Genomic DNA, 17802 nt, shown 5'->3' with positions numbered 1-17802 from the left:
TGATTATCGGGGCGCATCGAGACAACAGCCATATATGCAGCTAGCGCCGCATCAGGCCTCGGATTTATTTGTTTGGTTAGGCACTCGAAGTCAGAGTGCCTCGGAGCCAATGAGGCATCCGCGTGAAGACCACAGCCACCGCAAATCAGGCGGCATCTTCACATGCAAGCATCCCATCCACCGCCGCGCTTGTAAACCCCTTGGCTCAAGTTTTCATTGCAGCGGACATGGAGCCCGGGCTAGCGCTCAGCGGGACACTAAGGCAGCGATGGGACGGTTCCCTACAGCTGGCAAGTTAGGCGACCCGGAGGCCAGCCTTTTTCAGAAGCGGGAGCACCCGATCGCAGAAATATGGAAGTTCCTGCGTGTAGTTGACGAATGAGAGGGCAATGCCCGAATAGCCTTGCTCCGCAATCGCGATCATTTCATCGGCAATTCGCTCAGGCGTGCCGATCAACGGGTAGCTTCCCGCCCCGCCGGCAAAGCGTTGCCGATAGCGATCATAGGCGTCGCGGTCGTGGGACTGGGAGAATTCCTTCTTGCCCGCCATATGCTGGTCGACAGCGGCATGATCCGCCATGGTAACGGCATAGCGGGTGTAATAATCCTCGGCTTCCGCCTGTGTCTCGCGGCAGACGACATGGCATACCGTGTAAACTCCGACCTTCCTGCCGTTCTTTTCCGCCCTCTCGCCTATGTCAACGACATGCTTTCCGGCCTCGGCGATCTCCGTAAATGTCGTGAAGAGGTAGTCGCAATGGCCCGCGGCGAAGTCGCGGCCGGGACCACCGAAGGCCGCGTTCATCGTCACCGGGCGCGGCGCCTGCAGGCTCGCCGGCCGGCTGACGGCTTCCTTCAGATTGTAATAGGTTCCGGCATAGTCGAGCGGTTCATCGGAGGCGTATAGTTTCTCGACGATCTCGAGCCATTCCGCCGCCTGGTCATAACCCTTCTCCACCAGCGGCACGCCGAACATGCCGAATTCCTTCGGATTCCAACCGCAGACGATATTAAGCCCGGCGCGTCCCTGGCTGATGTGATCGACCGTGGCGAGAGACTTGGCTGCATAGAGCGGATGAACAAGCGGCACATGTACCGTCATGAACAGACCGATGCGATCGGTCGCCGCAGAAAGGGCTGCGGCCCAGGTGAAGGTCTCGAACGACCATTCCCGCACTCGGTTCTTGCCGCCAAAGCCGCGCCAGCGGGCGATCGGCAGGAAAAATTCGAGACCGGCGCGGTCGGCGATCTGTGCCGCCGTCAGGTTGTCCTGCCATCCTGCCGTCCAGCGCTCGGGCACATCGGTGATCGCCAGCCCACCATCCGCATTGGCGGAAAAAACGCCGAGCTTCAACCGGTTCGGACCCTTCAACGGATGCGTCTTCATGATGGCTTGCTCCTCCCCGAGTTCACCTTGCACCTGTCCCGCACTGGAGATGCAGCAGCACAATAGAGCAATGTGTGACGCTCGCGAGAAAGAATTTCAAGCTTAAAGTTTATCAATCAACTCGGTCGTTGACTGCAATCGAGGCGGGACCTCGTTTAAAAGCCAGTTCTGAAACAATGTCGCCGTTTCGTTCGTCTGCTTCTTCTCCGGCATGACGATGTAATAGCTGTTCTCCGTCGGCATCGGCAGATCGAACAACGGCAGGAGGATGCCTGATCTCAGCTCCTCCTCGATCAGGTAGGTGGGAAGAAGCGCCACGCCCAACCCGGCTATCGAGGCGGAGATGATCATGGAAAACTGGTCGAAGCGCGCGCCGGGGTAAGCATTCTCGCTCGGCAAATCCTGCAAATCGAACCACTGAGCCCAGAGCTTCGGGCGGGTCGTCAGATGAAGCAGCGGAGCATCGGCCAGTTCCACCGGCGAACGCAGATCCAGCCGCGCGGCAAGCGCCCGACTGGCAACAGGCAGAACCGTCTCGCTGCAAAGAAAAGTCGCAACTGCACCGGCCCAGGCCGGCAGGCCGTAATGAATGGCCAGATCGAAATTATCCTCGTCGAAATTAAAAGGCTTGGAGCGGGATTCAACGGTAACGGCGACGTCGCGGTGTTCCTCGAGAAACCGACCGAGGCGCGGCACCAGCCAGCGCGTGCCAAAGGTCGGCAGGGTAGCCACTTTCAGCGAAAGCTTCATCTGACCCGCGGCAACGGCGCCAATCATCAGCCGCTCCGAACGTAGCAGCAGATCCTTGACCTCCGGCAACAGCCGAAGTCCGGCTTCCGAAAGCACGACGCGCTGTCTCACGCGCTCGAAGAGCTTCAAGCCGGTCTGCTGCTCCAGTTCGCTGATCTGACGGCTGACGGCACTTTGCGTCAGATTGAGTTCCTCGGCGGCGCGCGAAAAATTCTGATGGCGCGCTGCGCACTCAAACGCCTGAAGATTGACGATATCGGGGATGAGGCGTCGACGCATAGTCATTCCATTTCAGCATCAAGTTAGGATTTTCTCTCACAAGACCTGCACGTCAGCAAGATATATTCTGCGTTATAGGAATGATGTAGCCTTTCAGGAAGAGATTACCATGAAGTCCGATCACATCTCGACCAGCGATATACGCAGCGCCTTTTCGGCCGCTATGTCCGCCATGTACCGCGAAGAAGTACCCGCCTATGGCACGCTCATGGAGCTGGTCGGTCGCGTCAACGACGAGACGCTGGCCGCTCAGCCAGTCTTGAAAGAGCGCCTGCAGGCGACCGACTACCTCGACCGCATCTCCGAAGAACGCCATGGCGCGATCCGGCTCGGAACGGCGACAGAGCTTGCGATGATGGCGCGCGTCTTCGCCGTCATGGGCATGTATCCCGTCGGCTACTACGACCTTTCGACGGCGGGCGTACCCGTGCATTCGACGGCGTTCCGCCCGATCGGCGATGCCGAATTGAAGCGTAATCCCTTCCGCGTCTTCACCTCGCTGCTGCGCCTTGACCTGATCGCTGACGAGGACCTGCGCGAAGCATCTGCGCAGATCCTCTCGAAGCGTCAGATCTTCACCAAGGGCGCTGTCGAACTCACCGAAAAGGCCGAGCGCGATGGCGGTCTCGGCAAAGAGGATGCTCAGCGCTTCGTCAGCGAAGTGCTTGAGACTTTCCGCTGGCACGATGAAGCAAATGTCGACGCTGCCATGTATCATCGTCTCCATGACGCGCATCGTCTGATCGCCGATGTCGTGTCGTTCAAGGGGCCGCACATCAACCATCTGACGCCGCGCACCCTCGACATCGATCAGGTCCAGTCGCTAATGCCCGAATACGGCATCGCACCCAAGGCCGTCGTCGAGGGACCGCCGACCCGCGCCTGCCCTATTCTGCTGCGTCAGACGTCATTCAAGGCGCTGGAAGAACCGGTATCTTTCCGCAATGCCGACGGCGCGTGGGAAACCGGCTCGCATACTGCGCGCTTCGGCGAAATCGAACAGCGAGGCGTCGCGCTGACGCCCAAGGGTCGTGCGCTCTATGATCAGCTGCTCGATGCCTCACGCAAGATCGTGCGTCCGGCGGCCGATGGATCGAACGCGCGCGATTATGAAGCCGCGCTCGCTCAGAGCTTCGCCGATTTCCCCGACGACTGGTCGGCTATCCGCGCCCAGGGCCTGGGTTATTTTGCCTATTCGCTGACGGCCAAGGGCAAGGCGGCCGCAACCACTCGCGGCGATATCGAAACACTGATCAATCAGGGCCTCGTTCAGTTCGATCCGATCGTGTACGAAGACTTCCTTCCCGTCAGCGCCGCTGGTATCTTCCAGTCCAACCTCGGTGACGGCGCGCAGCAGGAGTTTGTCGCAAGCCCGAACCAGAAGCGCTTCGAAACCGATCTCGGTATGAAGGTGCTGAACGAATTCGACCATTATGCCGGCATCGAGCAGGCATCGATCGACGCCTGCCTGCAGGCGTTGTCCAAACAAGACGCAGCCGAGTGATGCGATGCGGCGGAAGTGCCGCTCGCAGCCTGGATCAAGACAAGTGGAGTTTGATAAGATGAACATCGCAGCAAAGAACATTTCCGTCGCAGCCGAAGCGGCCGCCATCCTCGAAAAGCTCGGCGTCGATAAGGCGCTCTACACGCAAGGCGACATGCCGTCCTATTCTCCGGTCACTGGCGAGAAGATCGGCAACCTCAAGACCGTTTCGGCGGCTGAAGCGGCTGAGCGTATCGAGAAGGCCGATGCGGCATACCGCGCCTGGCGCCTGGTGCCGGCACCGAAGCGCGGCGAACTGGTTCGCCTGCTCGGCGAAGAGCTTCGCGCCGCCAAGGACGATCTCGGCCGCCTCGTCTCGATCGAAGCCGGCAAGATCCGTTCCGAAGGCCTCGGCGAAGTGCAGGAAATGATCGACATCTGCGATTTCGCGGTCGGCCTCTCCCGCCAGCTCTACGGTTTGACGATCGCCACCGAACGTCCGGGCCATCGCATGATGGAAACCTGGCATCCGCTCGGCGTTGTGGGCATCATCTCGGCCTTCAACTTCCCGGTCGCCGTCTGGTCTTGGAATGCGGCATTGGCCCTGATCTGCGGCGACTCGATCGTCTGGAAGCCCTCTGAAAAGACTCCGCTGACGGCTCTCGCCTCGCAGGCAATTCTCGACCGCGCCCTCGCGCGCTTCGGCGATGCTCCGGAAGGCCTGTCGCAGCTGCTGATCGGCGACCGCGCCATCGGCGAAGTTCTGGTCGATCACCCCAAGGTGCCGCTCGTTTCGGCAACCGGCTCGACCCGCATGGGCCGCGATGTCGGACCGCGTCTTGCCAAGCGCTTCGCACGCGCCATCCTCGAACTGGGCGGCAACAATGCCGGCATCGTCTGCCCGTCTGCCGATCTGGACATGGCACTGCGCGCCATCGCTTTCGGCGCCATGGGCACAGCCGGCCAGCGTTGCACGACGCTGCGTCGCCTCTTCGTTCACAAGAGTGTCTACGATCAGCTCGTGCCGCGCCTGAAGAAGGCTTACCAGAGCGTCTCCGTCGGCGATCCCCTGCAGTCCTCCGCGCTCGTCGGCCCGCTGATCGACAAGGCGGCATTCGACGGCATGCAGAAGGCAATTGCGGAAGCAAAGTCGCATGGCGGCTCTGTGACCGGTGGCGAACGTGTCGATGTCGGCCATGCCGATGGCTTCTACGTCAAGCCGGCGCTGGTGGAAATGTCGAAGCAGGCTGGCCCGGTCTTCGAAGAGACCTTCGCGCCCATCCTCTACGTCATGCCCTATGACGATTTCGATGCCGTCCTCGAAGACCACAATGCGGTAGCCGCTGGCCTGTCCTCGTCGATCTTTACCCGCGACATGCAGGAATCCGAACGCTTCCTCGCAGCCGATGGTTCCGATTGCGGTATCGCCAACGTCAACATCGGCACGTCTGGTGCTGAAATCGGCGGTGCATTCGGCGGCGAAAAGGAAACCGGCGGCGGCCGTGAATCCGGCTCGGACGCCTGGAGAGCCTACATGCGCCGGGCGACCAACACCGTCAACTACTCCAAGGCCCTGCCGCTGGCACAGGGCGTTTCCTTCGACATCGAGTAATCTCCATGACGATCGCCACCACCATAGAAGAAGCGGGCTTTCAGCCCGCTTCGCGGATCGCCTCCATCGGTGTGTCGACCATCCTGCAGATCGGTGCGCGCGCCAATGCGATGAAGCGCGAGGGGCTGCCCGTCATCATCCTGGGTGCGGGCGAGCCGGACTTCGATACGCCTGACAGCGTCAAGGAGGCCGCAAAGGCCGCCATCGACCGCGGAGAGACGAAGTACACGGCTCTTGACGGCTCGCCCGAACTCAAGAAGGCGATCGCCGGCAAGTTCCTGCGAGAGAACGGTATCAACTACGCCGTCGACGAGATTACGGTCGCAGCCGGTGCAAAGCAGATCCTGTTCAATGCCTTCATGGCATCGCTCAACCCGGGCGACGAGGTCATCATTCCGACGCCGTACTGGACGTCTTATTCCGACATCGTCGAGATCTGCGGCGGCGTGCCTGTGCTGATCCCTTGCGATGCTGCGGCCGGCTTCCGCCTCAAGGCGGATCAGCTCGAAAAAGCCATTACCCCGAAGACGCGCTGGCTGCTGCTGAACTCGCCGTCAAATCCATCGGGTGCGGCCTATTCGGAAGCTGATTACCGGCCGTTGATCGAGGTCATGCTGCGGCATCCGCATGTCTGGCTGATGGTCGACGACATGTATGAGCACATCGTCTATGACGGCTTCCGTTTCACGACACCAGTCGCGATCGAGCCGCGCCTCAAGAGCCGCGCGTTGACCGTCAACGGCGTCTCCAAGGCCTATGCGATGACCGGCTGGCGCATCGGCTATGCCGGCGGACCTAAGGCGTTGATCAAGGCGATGGCCGTCATCCAGAGCCAGGCAACGTCCTGCCCCTGCTCGGTTAGCCAGGCAGCTGCCATCGCGGCGCTGAATGGCCCGCAGGACTTCCTTCAGGAACGCACGGCAAGCTTCCAGAAGCGTCGTGACCTTGTCGTTGGCCGCCTGAATGCCATCGAAGGCCTGGATTGCCTCGTGCCGGAAGGCGCTTTCTATACGTTCTCGGGCTGTGCAGGCGTTCTCGGCACGACGACTCCATCGGGCAAGACCATAGCAACGGATGCGGACTTCTGCGCCTATCTGCTTGACGAAGCGCATGTCGCCGTCGTGCCAGGCTCGGCCTTCGGCTTGTCACCTTACTTCCGCATTTCCTATGCGACATCGGAAGCGGATCTCATCGAAGCCCTTGATCGGATCGAAAAGGCCTGTGCGGCTCTCCGGCGCTAGAGCCGGATGATTTCAGGTCTCCTCGACCTGAAATCTCAATCCGCTCCAGAATCAAAGAAGTAGAGCATGATGTTGTCCGAAAACTGCCTAAACTTTTCGGCATCATGCCCTATGGCAACTCCAGCAGGAACGCAAATCCGCCATACGCTTGGAATTGCGTGAAAACAAAGAGATAGAGCATTTCCGTAATTCTGTTTAAAAGCGGAAATGCTCTACTCGTCGAATAAGAAGCCGGAAGCCTTCACGTCATGATACCACGCCTTGTTTCGGCGAAAGATAGTTTGCAACAGCAGATCGGTGCCTTCGCGCGTCGGCTGACGGCACTCGGCTTTCGCGGCGACGTGGAGATGGATGAAGGCGCAAGGACGGTCGCTTCGACCGACAACTCTATCTATCAGCTCAAACCGGCGGCCATTCTCTATCCTAAGGGCGCCGATGATCTGAAGATCATTGCAACGGCCATGTCGGAACCGGCCTTTTCCGACATCACAATTGCACCCCGCGGTGGTGGCACCGGAACCAACGGCCAATCGCTAACCTCGGGCGTCGTGGTCGATTGCTCCAGGCACATGAACCGCATTCTGGAGATCGATCCAGTGCGGCGGATCGCCCGCGTCGAAGCAGGCGTCGTCAAGGACCAGCTGAACAAGGCGCTCAAGCCCCATGGCGTGTTCTTTGCGCCAGAGCTTTCTACCTCCAACCGCGCCACCATCGGCGGCATGATCTCTACGGACGCCTGCGGCCAGGGTTCCTGCCTTTACGGCAAGACGAGCAACCACGTTCTCGGCCTTCGCGTCGTACTCTCGGATGGCAGCGACTGGTGGTCGCGTGCGCTCGACAGCGGCGCTCTCGAAGAGGTCAAGGCACGACCGGATCGCGTTGGAGAGATCTACAGGGTCGCCGATCAAATCGCGCGCGACAAACGCGATTTGATCGAGGCGACCTTCCCCAAGCTCAACCGCTATATGACCGGCTATGATCTCGCCCATCTAAGACGGGAGGATGGCCGGTTCGACCTCAACGCGGTCCTTTGCGGCTCTGAAGGCACGCTTGCCATGATTGCCGAGGCAGAGCTCAATATTCTGCCGCTGCCGGCGCAGGCCGCGCTCATCAATATTCGCTACGATGCCTTCAACACGGCGCTCGAGGATGCGCGGTTGCTGGTGGCCATGAAGGTCGCCTCGGTCGAGACAGTCGACGAGAAAGTGCTTGGTCTTGCCAAGGGCGACATCGTCTGGACCGGCATCGCCCGCTTCTTTCCGGAGGATCCTTCCAGCGCCGCCAACGGCATTAACATCGTCGAAATTCTGGCCGATGATCGCGACGAGCTTGAGCGCAAACTCGCGGAGGTAACTGCTGTTCTGGATGCAGGCCCGCCTGCGCGCCACAAGGGCTACACCATCGCTCGGGGGCGGACCGAAATCGAGGCGATCTGGTCGATGCGCAAGCGCGCAGTCGGTCTGCTCGGCAATGTCGAAGGGCCGGTCAGACCCGTGCCCTTCGTTGAGGATACGGCCGTCCCGCCGGAACACCTTGCGGCCTATATCCGCGAGTTTCGCGCCCTTCTCGATGCAGAAGGCCTGGATTACGGCATGTTCGGTCATGTGGATGCCGGTGTACTGCATGTGCGTCCGGCCCTTGACCTTACGCGTGACGACCATCAGCCGCTCGTTCGCAAGATCAGCGACGGCGTCGTTGCCCTCACCCGCAAATATGGCGGGGTACTCTGGGGAGAGCATGGTAAGGGCGTGCGCTCGGAATATGTTCCCGACTATTTCGGCGAGCTCTATCCCAGCCTGCAGGAGATCAAGCGCTCCTTCGACCCCGGCGACCGCCTTAATCCGGGCAAGATCGCCTCAGGTTCGTCGAAGCCGCTCCTCAAGATCGATGAGGTGCCGTTGCGGGGCGATCTCGATCGTATCATCGGCAACGATATCCGCGCCGCGTTCGACAATGCCGCCTATTGCAACGGCAACGGCGCCTGCTTCGATTTCGACGCCGCAAGCCCCATGTGCCCATCCTTCAAGGCGACGGGCGACAAGCGCTACTCGCCGAAGGGACGCGCAGCGCTGATGCGCGAGTGGCTGCGCCTGCTTTCAGAGCGACATGTCGACCCGCGACGAGAAGCGGAGGCCCAGCGCCGCTCAAGCGGCCTTTCCAGTCTTTTCCGGCGGATGATCAATTCGGTCAATCCGGCCAACAAGGACGATTTCTCGCATGAGGTTCGGGCGGCGATGGATACCTGCCTCGCCTGCAAGGCCTGCGCAGGTCAATGTCCCGTCAAAGTCAGCGTACCCGCCTTTCGATCGAAGTTTCTGGAACTCTATTACGGCCGCTATCTGCGGCCGTTGAAGGATCCGATCGTCGCTGCGATCGAAACGACCCTGCCGCTGATGGCGCGCATCAAGCCCGCCTATAACCTGCTGACCGGATCCAGTGCCGGTCAGGCCTTGATGCGGATTGCCGGCCTTACCGCGCTTCCGACCATGCCCGCGATTTCGCTTGAGCGGGAGGCCGCACGGCTGGGTGTTCAGGTTGCTACGCCGGAACGGCTGGCGAGGCTCTCGCCGCAAGAGCGTGACCGCACGATTGTCATCGTCGCCGACATCTTCTCCACCCATTTTGATCCGGCCGTTGTCATCGCCGCTCTCAAGCTCATGCTGAAGATGGGTGCCAAACCGTGGCTTGCCGCCTCGCAACGAAATGGCAAGGCGCTGCATGTACACGGCTATCTCGGCCGGTTCGAGAAGGAGGCTGCGAAATCGCGTGAATACCTCAACCGCATTTCGCAAATGGACATCCCGCTCGTTGGCATTGACCCATCGATGACGCTGACCTATCGCAGCGAATATGCCGCCTTGCCCGTCGCGAAATTGCAGCGGCCGGTACTGCTGCTTCAGGAATGGCTTGCCGCAAATCTCGACCAATTGCCACAACAGCAGACCTCACCCGATAAGCACTTCACGCTGCTGCCTCATTGTACCGAACGGACAAACGCACCAGCCGCCCTCAAGCAATGGTCGGTACTGTTCGAAAGACTGGGCATCAAGCTGGATATTGCCGACGTCGGCTGCTGCGGCATGGCAGGCACTTTCGGCCATGAGGTGCGCAATCGCGCCATATCCGAAAAGCTCTACGCCATGAGCTGGCAGGGCAAGGTCGCCGAGATGAGCGATCAGAACGTGGTCATGGCGACGGGTTTTTCCTGCCGCTCTCAGGCGGCAAAAATGGAGCGCCGCGCCACCCCGCACCCCGTCGAGATCCTGAACAGTCTGGTCGGCTGAAGCCAGCCGCAGCGCCTCGCAAGCTGCTCCACCACTTCGGCCTTACGGCCTTCTCCACATCGCGACGCGTAAGGGCGCCGCCTTTCTCTTGCGCTTATCTCGCAGCGAGAGTAGCAAGCCTGCCTCAAAACAAATGTGGCGCCCCAAGGCGCCACACTGCAAATTCTGAAAGCAAGACTTAGCTCAGACTGCTTCTCTCATCTTGATCTTTTCCAGGCTGTAGACCTGACCGAAGCGGTTGTTGAGGAAGTCGCCCAGATCGATTTCTTCCTGGCAAACGAAGCCCTTTGCGGAAAGCTTGCCGTTGGCAAGCAGGTCGAGCACAGTCGTGATTCCGGCGGCCGTGGTGATCTGGATGGCGCTCATCTTCTTGCCGGCAACAATGCCCGAATAGACTTTGTTGGCATAGGTTTCCTGCATGTAGCGACCATCGCGCCAGCCGCAGACCGTTACGAAAATAACGACGACGTCCTGCATGGTGGCAGGCAGCGCGTTTTCGAACAGATCCTTCAGAACATCGCGGCGGTTCTTGAGGTTGAGGTCGTTGAGCAGCGCCTTGATGATCGCCTGATGGCCGGGATAGCGGATCGTGCGATAGTTCATGGTGCGAACGCGGCCCTCAAGCGTCTTGGCAAGCGTGCCGAGACCGCCGGAGGTGTTGAAAGCCTCGTAGGTGACGCCGTCGAGGGAGAATTCTTCACGCTCTTCCATGGCCGGAACGGTGACGAACTTGCCTTCGACGATCGCTTCGCACGGCTCGATATATTCGTTGATCAGGCCGTCCGTGCTCCAGGTCAGGTTATAGTTCAGAGCGTTGGAGGGATACTGCGGCAGGGCGCCGACGCGCATGCGCACACTATCAAGGCTGTCGAAACGCTTGGCGAGATCATTGGCAACGATGGAAATGAAGCCCGGTGCCAGGCCGCACTGCGGAATGAATGCAGTCTTCGCGTTTTGAGCCAGTTCTTCCACCTTCTTCGTCGTCGCGACGTCTTCGGTGAGATCGAGGTAGTGAACGCCTGCTTCGACAGCGGCTTCAGCGACCAGGCCGGTAAGATGGAAGGGAGCGGCAGACAGGACGGCAAACTTGCCGGTCAAAACGTTCACGAGCGCCGCGCGGTCCGCAATGTCGACAGCCGCGGTGGAAATCGCGGCGTGGCGGTCGATCTTGGCAAGCTGCTCGGGGCTGCGATCGGTGACGACGACCTTGTAATCGCCGGTCTCAGCGAGCATCAAAGCAATCGCGCCGCCGATTTTGCCTGCGCCGATGACCACTATGTCTTTCATATTATTCCCCTGCGTTTCATGAATAAGATTTTTATAAGTGTAGGCAGCAGCTGAACGATTCATAGCGACAAAAAACGCATTTCGTTGTATAATTTTACGCAATATGACGATCATGTTTTGCAAAGTGCAGGGACAACCATGCAGGTAACGGGTAAAGACCGCGAGTTGTTGGCATTGTTGGGCGAAAATGCCCGTATGCCGGTGGCGACATTGGCCAAGAAACTCTCGCTTTCGCGGACAACGGTCCAGGCACGGCTTGAGCGGCTGGAGCGCGAAGGCGTGATCGCCGGATACGGCGTGCGGCTTTCGGAGGCCTATCTTTCCGGCCTTATTCGAGCGCATGTGCTGATTACCATTGCGCCGAAAGCGCTGTCCGCCGTGACGGCTTCGCTTGATGCGATTCATGCCGTGACGACGCTTCATTCCGTCAGCGGCTCCTTCGACCTCATCGCGATCGTCGCCGCGCCGTCGATTTCCGAGCTGGATCAGCTGATCGATGAAATCGGCAAGATCGACGGCGTCGAGCGAACTTTGTCGTCGATCATTCTCTCGACGCGAATCGCACGCTGAACGGCGACCCTGTTCTGCCTAGGAGGGCCATCCACGGTGCCGAAATCGGGCAGAGCGCGGCCTGAGGATGGTCGCACTTCTGCATCAACGGCGCTTCGTGGGTCCCGGATAAAATCCCTCACCCCGAAGCCGATGTTTCGACCCAAAAATGGACCTGTCACGCCACGCAATATTTATGGCTCTCGCCCATCGAAAGACTTAGAAGAAATACATCCTGTCTTTTCGTAAGGGCTTAATTCCAATGCCGAAATCTCGCTCTGCCCTGGCGAACTAAGCAGGCTGCCTGATGATGCGACCGTCGCGCTCGACGAGTCGTGTTATCTACTCATCCTTGCAGCATCTCCTTCATCAACGACCGGCTAAATGGATCGAAGAGCACCATGCGACGCGCCCTTGGACTGATACTAGCGACCTCTCTTGCGACCGCGGCCCATGCGGAGCCTCTTGCCGATCTGGCTGCAGCACAAAAGGCGACCATCGAAGCCTGGGGCAAGGTTCCGTTTTCACAGCAAAACGTGACCTTTGTCTCCGAGTCCTCGAATGGCTACGGCGTCTACAAGGCGCGCGGCTCGAATGTCTTCAAGCCCGGCGAGCCGATCATCACCTATGGCGAGCCGATCGGCTATGGTTGGAAACAGCTTCCAGACGACCTCTATGAAATGCATTTGATGGCCGATCTCGACATTGTCGATACAAGCGGCGAGGTCCTTTGGAGCAAGCAGGGCTACATGGATACGCGCCTTGTCAGCCACAAGCAAAACATGGAATTCAAGTTCGACATGACCTTGACCGTGGATGGTCTATCCGCCGGAAAATACAAGCTTCATTACACGCTTCACGACATGACCTCGGGCAAGACTTCGTCCTTCGATGAGGAGTTCGAGCTCGCCTCCGGCGGCTGAAGTCGGCGACCACTCTTTCGTCGCCAAGATGGCGGCCGACAATAACACATACCCGTCACCCAACGGGATCAACCCACCGACGAACTGGACCCCCCATGAAGAAGATAGTATTTCTCGCCGCTGCGCTGGCGGCATTCCCGATGCTTGCAAATGCCAAGTCAATCGCCTTCCCGAGTGATGCACCGGTCGCCAGCGTGACCATCCCAGACAGCTGGAAGCCGCAGGAGACGGAAACCGGCATCGACTCGAGCTCGCCGGACTCCGCCATCTACTTTTCTCTCGATGTCGCCACCGGCGATAACGTTGATAAGGTTATTGACGATGCCGTCAATTTCCTCGCCAAGAACGGTGTCAAGGTCGACGCCAGCACCCGCAAGGACGACGACAGCAACGAAGTCAACGGCATGAAGCTCTCGCTCCTGAACTGGCAGGGCACCGATAGCGATGGCGAGGTCAACATCACTCTCGGCCTTCTTTCTCCGGCTCCGAACAAGCTTCTCATCCTGACCTACTGGGGCTCCAAGGAGAACCAGGACAAGCATAAACAAGAAGTGCTCGACATCGTCGGCTCCATCGCGCCGGCGAAATAATGACTTTCGGCCGGAGGCTGCGGCATAGCAGCCTCCGCTTTCACAATCGTGCAGGCCCGCCCGATAGCGGGCCTTTTTCTTTGAAGCCGCTGGGGCGGGATACCTCCACTCCGCTTGTATCTCGCGCCGAAATCGTGGCATGACATAGAGACGAGCGAACCAAACCTTATGGAGTGAGCCTATGAAGAAGATCGGATTCCTTTCATTCGGCCACTGGACGCCCTCGCCGCAATCACAAACGCGCTCGGCCGCGGACACGCTTCTGCAATCGATCGATCTTGCCGTGGCTGCAGAAGAACTTGGCGCGGACGGCGCCTATTTTCGCGTACACCACTTTGCGCGACAGCTGGCCTCGCCGTTTCCGCTGCTAGCGGCAGTCGGCGCCAAGACCAGCCGCATCGAGATCGGCACCGCCGTGATCGATATGCGTTACGAAAACCCATTCTACATGGCGGAAGATGCCGGTTCGGCCGACCTGATCGCCGGCGGCCGGCTGCAGCTCGGCATCAGCCGCGGCTCCCCCGAGCAGGTCATCGACGGCTGGCGGCATTTCGGTTACGAGCCGACTGAGGGTGAGAGCGACGCCGACATGGGTCGGCGCCATGCGGAAGTGCTGCTCGATATCTTGCGCGGCGAAGGCTTTGCCCAACCCAATCCGAGGCCGATGTTCCCGAACCCACCCGGCCTGCTGCGCCTCGAACCGCATTCGGAGGGCCTGCGGGACCGGATCTGGTGGGGGGCCAGCTCCAATGCGACCGCTACCTGGGCAGCAAGGCTCGGGATGAATCTGCAAAGCTCCACCCTAAAGGACGATGAAACCGGTCTGCCGTTCCATGTTCAGCAGGCAGATCAGATCAGGGTCTTTCGCGAGGCATGGAAAGAGGCCGGCCATAAGCGCGAGCCGCGGGTCTCGGTCAGCCGCAGCATCTTCGCGCTGGTCAATGATCTCGACCGCGCCTACTTCGGCAGCAGCGGTAAGGATTCAGACAAGGTCGGCTTCATCGACGAGAAGACGCGGGCCGTCTTCGGCCGTAGCTATGCCGCCGAGCCGGACGTACTGATCGAGGAATTGGCAAAGGATGAGGCGATTGCCGCTGCCGACACCTTGCTGCTGACCGTCCCCAACCAGTTGGGCGTGGAATACAATGCGCATGTGATCGAGTCGATCCTCAAGCACGTTGCGCCAGCTCTTGGATGGCGTTGAAGCAACGCCGTTGCGAAGCGAATTTATCTCTCAGGAAATCGTCGTAACTGCCCGCAATACTTCATTTCTTTGCGGACAGTCTTCTTCTCAGATGCGTCGCGCTGGGACGTCTTGTTGACCTATCGCGCTGTCGGTTCGTGACGTTTCAACAGGATCTGAGCGATCAACACCAGCACGGCCATCGTCGTGGAATAAGTCACCAACGGCCAAGCGCTGTCACCGTCGAGTATGGTGACTGATAGGGTTCCCACGATGCTCACGATCACGCTCTGGATGCAGAAGTAAAATGCGACGGCAGACCCGGCCATATCGCCGAACTTAGCAAGTGCACCATTGGCCGTAACCGAAGCCGCAAACACGATGCCAACCGCCATGATCCAGACCGGCAGCAGGAAGCTTGCGAATGACGGCGAACCGAAGATCTGGCCGAATGCGAGAAATGCGGCACCGCATAGGAGCAACAGCATGCCTCGCGTCACGCAACCCGCGATGCTCCACGTCCCAACGAAGATCCTGGCGAATCGCGTCGTCGCAATCATCACACCGGCAACGGTCGCGAATGCGAGGCTAAAACCAAGCTCCGAGTAGCCGGCATGGCCGATCAGAACACGCGGCGCGGTCGAGAAGAAGACGAAGAAGGTCCCCATAACAGCGCTGAAGGCCAAGGTGTAAACCCAGAAGGCGAAACTGGCGAAGATCGGCGAGATGGACCGCCGCGCATTCGCGGAAGCGAACGGCCGCGTTTCGTGCCACCGGGCCGTCGCATTGATCGTCGCCGCCAGAGCCAGCAACGCGAGCAGCACGAAGATTGCGCGCCACCCGAACCTGTCCGCAATGACTGCCCCGGCAATCGGACCAAGTGCCGGTACGAATGAAAGAATCGCACCGAACGCGCTGTAGATGACAGCTCCTTCCTCACGATCGGCATAAACGTCGCGAACCGTTGCGAAGGTCGCGACGAGCACAGCCGAAGCACCACTTGCTTGCAACAGGCGGCATAGGACGAAGATGCCGGCGGTCGACGCGCATGCAGCTCCAACAGACGCCGCGGCGAAAAGAATCGCTCCGAGAATCAGGACAGGACGGCGGCCAACACGATCAGAAATCGGGCCGAAGATGATCTGCCCCGCGCCGAGGACAATCATGTAGCCGCTGAGTGTCAGTTGGATGACCGATGCCGAGGTGTTCAAGATGCCGGGCATCGACGGCACAACGGGAAGGTAGATATCCATGGCCAGGGAAGCGATGATATCGAAAGGCGCCATCAGCAGCAGTGCCGCCGGCAGCGAGTAGGCCCATGAAGGGCGCGTATATGTCATGAGAATATATCCGCTCGAAAGAATAATCGGGCGGCGACTGCCTACGGTTTCGGTTTGGATGGGATCGACAGGACGCCGCAACAACAAAATGAGCTGTTGCGGCTTATCTATCTGCTGACTTTAGGCTTCCCATGCCAAACGCTCCGCGGCGAAATAGTTGATATTGCTGTGGATAGCCTTAGCAGATCGAACCAAGCCTGACAATCATGCACAACCTTGGCTATAGGCCAGTGGGTGCGCTGAAATGCGCAGGTCCAGGAGCCCAAATAACCGGTCAATCTAATGAATTCTTAACCATGACTGTGGCCTAACTGCTTGTAATTTCTTTACTGGAGCAGATCATGTCGCGTGCATCGAAAATGAACGAGTTGGACAATCGTCTCGACTTCGTAGGACTGGGGCAGGATGCCCGCCAGGCCCTGTCGGAGCTGCAGCCGATTATCGAGCTTGCCGTCAAAGGTTCTCTTGATGTCTTCTACGAGAAGATTACCAAGCACCCCGAGATGTCGAAGTTCTTTTCATCTCCGCAGCATGTGGCGCATGCCAAATCCAAACAGCAAGAACATTGGAAGACAATCGCATCTGGCAAATATAGCCCCGACTATGTGGAGGCCGTGTCTGCCGTCGGACGGACCCATGCCCGCCTCGGGCTCGAGCCACGGTGGTACATTGGCGGCTATGCCGTCATCCTCGAAGGCATAGTGCGGGCAGTCGTCGCCCAGCAGCTGAAGGGCATTCTGCAGCGCAAGCACGAGCAGGCTCTGTCACGGCGGCTCTCGGCCGTCATCAAGGCAGCCCTCGTCGATATGGATTTCGGCATTTCAGTCTATCTCCAGGTGCTGGCCGACGAACGCGACCGCGCCGAAACCGAGCGGGCGGCGGCTCAGCAGGAGCAACAACGCGCGCTCAACGCACTCGGCGTTGCTCTGAACGGCCTGGCAAACGGCGACTTGACGGCGGATATCACTGAAGCTCTGTCGGCCGAATTCGAAGTGCTGAAGAGCAATTACAACGAATCCCTGACATCCCTCGGGACCGCGATGCGGCACATCGAAGACTCGGTGACGCGCGTTCGCGACGAGGCCGGCTCGATCTCGTCGGCCGCCGACAACATGGCGCGGCGCACGGAACAGCAGGCATCGGCGCTCGAGGAAAGTGCGGCCGCGATCGAGCAGATTACCACCATCTCCGAGCAGACGGCAGAGCGGACGCGCGAAGTACAGGCGATCGTGAAGGAATCGGCTTCCGAAGCCGAGCGGTCGCGACAGGTCGTTCAAGAAGCGGTGTCGGCCATGGACGATATCGAAACCTCCTCGCGCAAGATGACCGACATCATTTCGGTCATCGACGATATTGCCTTCCAGACCAATCTTCTGGCGCTGAATGCCGGCGTGGAAGCAGCAAGAGCAGGCGAACAGGGCAAAGGCTTTGCCGTCGTCGCCCAGGAGGTCCGCGAACTGGCGCAGCGCTCCGCCACCGCCGCAAAGCAGATCAAGGACCTGATCGACCGCTCGTCGAACGACGTCCGTCGCGGCGTCGAGCTGGTCAACCGTACCGGCGAAGCGCTGGAGCTGATCGGCAATCAGGTGGCCTCAATCGATCGCAATGTCGGCGCCATCGCCCGCTCTGCGCAGGAGCAGGCCGTCGGCATCAGCGAAATCAACTCCGCTGTCCGCAACATGGATCAGATGACGCAACAGAACGTGGCGCTCATGGAAGAGACCAATGCCTCGACCCGCCACCTTGCCGACATCAGCAACGAGCTTGCCGGCCTCGTCGGCCGCTTCAAGACGGTGCGCTCCGGCTCGCGGACGGGCGCCGTCAGACTGAAGCTCGCCAGCTAAGACAGCCTGCGGCCGTCGTCAGCGCTTGACGGCGGGCCATTTTGAAGAGC

13 protein-coding genes are annotated in these 17802 nt (G+C 59.6%); 9 read left to right on the top strand and 4 right to left on the bottom strand.

Annotation, left to right across the window (positions count from 1 at the left end; genetic code table 11):
* Positions 1 to 295: 295 nt before the first annotated feature.
* A complete protein-coding gene (locus tag GGD46_RS22100; RefSeq protein WP_210325673.1) occupies positions 296 to 1387 on the bottom strand; it encodes an LLM class flavin-dependent oxidoreductase in 1092 nt (363 codons plus the stop codon).
* A 102-nt stretch (positions 1388 to 1489) separates the two neighbouring features.
* Complete coding sequence (locus GGD46_RS22095) at positions 1490 to 2422, bottom strand: LysR family transcriptional regulator (protein WP_184707948.1); 933 nt, start codon at positions 2420 to 2422, stop codon at positions 1490 to 1492.
* A gap of 103 nt (positions 2423 to 2525) precedes the next feature.
* Between GGD46_RS22095 and GGD46_RS22090 the strand changes: the two genes are divergently transcribed.
* The 4 genes from GGD46_RS22090 (at position 2526) to GGD46_RS22075 (ending at position 10036) form a co-directional block, all read left to right on the top strand.
* Positions 2526 to 3920, top strand: a complete 1395-nt coding sequence (locus GGD46_RS22090; RefSeq protein WP_184707945.1) for a VOC family protein — start codon at positions 2526 to 2528, stop codon at positions 3918 to 3920.
* Positions 3921 to 3978: 58 nt separating this feature from the next.
* Positions 3979 to 5511, top strand: a complete 1533-nt coding sequence (locus GGD46_RS22085; RefSeq protein WP_184707942.1) for an aldehyde dehydrogenase family protein — start codon at positions 3979 to 3981, stop codon at positions 5509 to 5511.
* A gap of 5 nt (positions 5512 to 5516) precedes the next feature.
* Positions 5517 to 6752, top strand: coding sequence for a pyridoxal phosphate-dependent aminotransferase (locus GGD46_RS22080; RefSeq protein ID WP_184707939.1), 1236 nt, complete (start codon positions 5517 to 5519; stop codon positions 6750 to 6752).
* A gap of 248 nt (positions 6753 to 7000) precedes the next feature.
* On the top strand, positions 7001 to 10036 hold the full coding sequence (locus tag GGD46_RS22075; protein ID WP_184707936.1) for an FAD-binding and (Fe-S)-binding domain-containing protein: 3036 nt from the start codon (positions 7001 to 7003) through the stop codon (positions 10034 to 10036).
* Between the two features lie 183 nt (positions 10037 to 10219).
* Here GGD46_RS22075 and GGD46_RS22070 read toward each other — a convergent pair whose 3' ends face one another.
* A complete protein-coding gene (locus tag GGD46_RS22070; protein WP_184707934.1) occupies positions 10220 to 11323 on the bottom strand; it encodes a saccharopine dehydrogenase family protein in 1104 nt (367 codons plus the stop codon).
* Positions 11324 to 11461: 138 nt separating this feature from the next.
* On the opposite strand from GGD46_RS22070, the gene GGD46_RS22065 reads away from it, so the two are divergent.
* The 4 genes from GGD46_RS22065 (at position 11462) to GGD46_RS22050 (ending at position 14589) form a co-directional block, all read left to right on the top strand.
* Positions 11462 to 11893: an Lrp/AsnC family transcriptional regulator gene (locus GGD46_RS22065; RefSeq protein ID WP_184707931.1), complete on the top strand. Its 432-nt coding sequence runs from the start codon at positions 11462 to 11464 to the stop codon at positions 11891 to 11893.
* A gap of 380 nt (positions 11894 to 12273) precedes the next feature.
* Positions 12274 to 12795: a hypothetical protein gene (locus GGD46_RS22060; RefSeq protein WP_184707928.1), complete on the top strand. Its 522-nt coding sequence runs from the start codon at positions 12274 to 12276 to the stop codon at positions 12793 to 12795.
* Between the two features lie 95 nt (positions 12796 to 12890).
* A complete protein-coding gene (locus tag GGD46_RS22055; protein ID WP_184707925.1) occupies positions 12891 to 13385 on the top strand; it encodes a histidine kinase in 495 nt (164 codons plus the stop codon).
* 181 nt (positions 13386 to 13566) lie between these two features.
* Positions 13567 to 14589 carry an LLM class flavin-dependent oxidoreductase gene (locus tag GGD46_RS22050; RefSeq protein WP_184707921.1) on the top strand — a complete coding sequence of 341 codons (1023 nt, stop codon included), beginning with the start codon at positions 13567 to 13569 and terminating at the stop codon, positions 14587 to 14589.
* 119 nt (positions 14590 to 14708) lie between these two features.
* On the opposite strand, the gene cml is transcribed toward GGD46_RS22050, so the two are convergent.
* The gene (gene cml / locus GGD46_RS22045; protein ID WP_184707919.1) at positions 14709 to 15908 is read right to left on the bottom strand and encodes a CmlA/FloR family chloramphenicol efflux MFS transporter; all 1200 of its coding nucleotides are present in this window, start codon (positions 15906 to 15908) and stop codon (positions 14709 to 14711) included.
* 341 nt (positions 15909 to 16249) lie between these two features.
* On the opposite strand from cml, the gene GGD46_RS22040 reads away from it, so the two are divergent.
* Positions 16250 to 17752 (top strand): globin-coupled sensor protein, encoded by a 1503-nt coding sequence (locus tag GGD46_RS22040; RefSeq protein WP_184707916.1) that lies wholly within the window; start codon positions 16250 to 16252, stop codon positions 17750 to 17752.
* Positions 17753 to 17802: the final 50 nt, after the last annotated feature.

The sequence above is a fragment of the Martinezella lusitana genome (genome assembly GCF_014207095.1).
Classification (GTDB): Bacteria; Pseudomonadota; Alphaproteobacteria; order Rhizobiales; family Rhizobiaceae; genus Rhizobium; species Rhizobium lusitanum_B.
The sequence above is the reverse complement of the archived record's forward strand: the minus strand, read 5'-3'. Positions and strand labels throughout refer to the sequence as shown.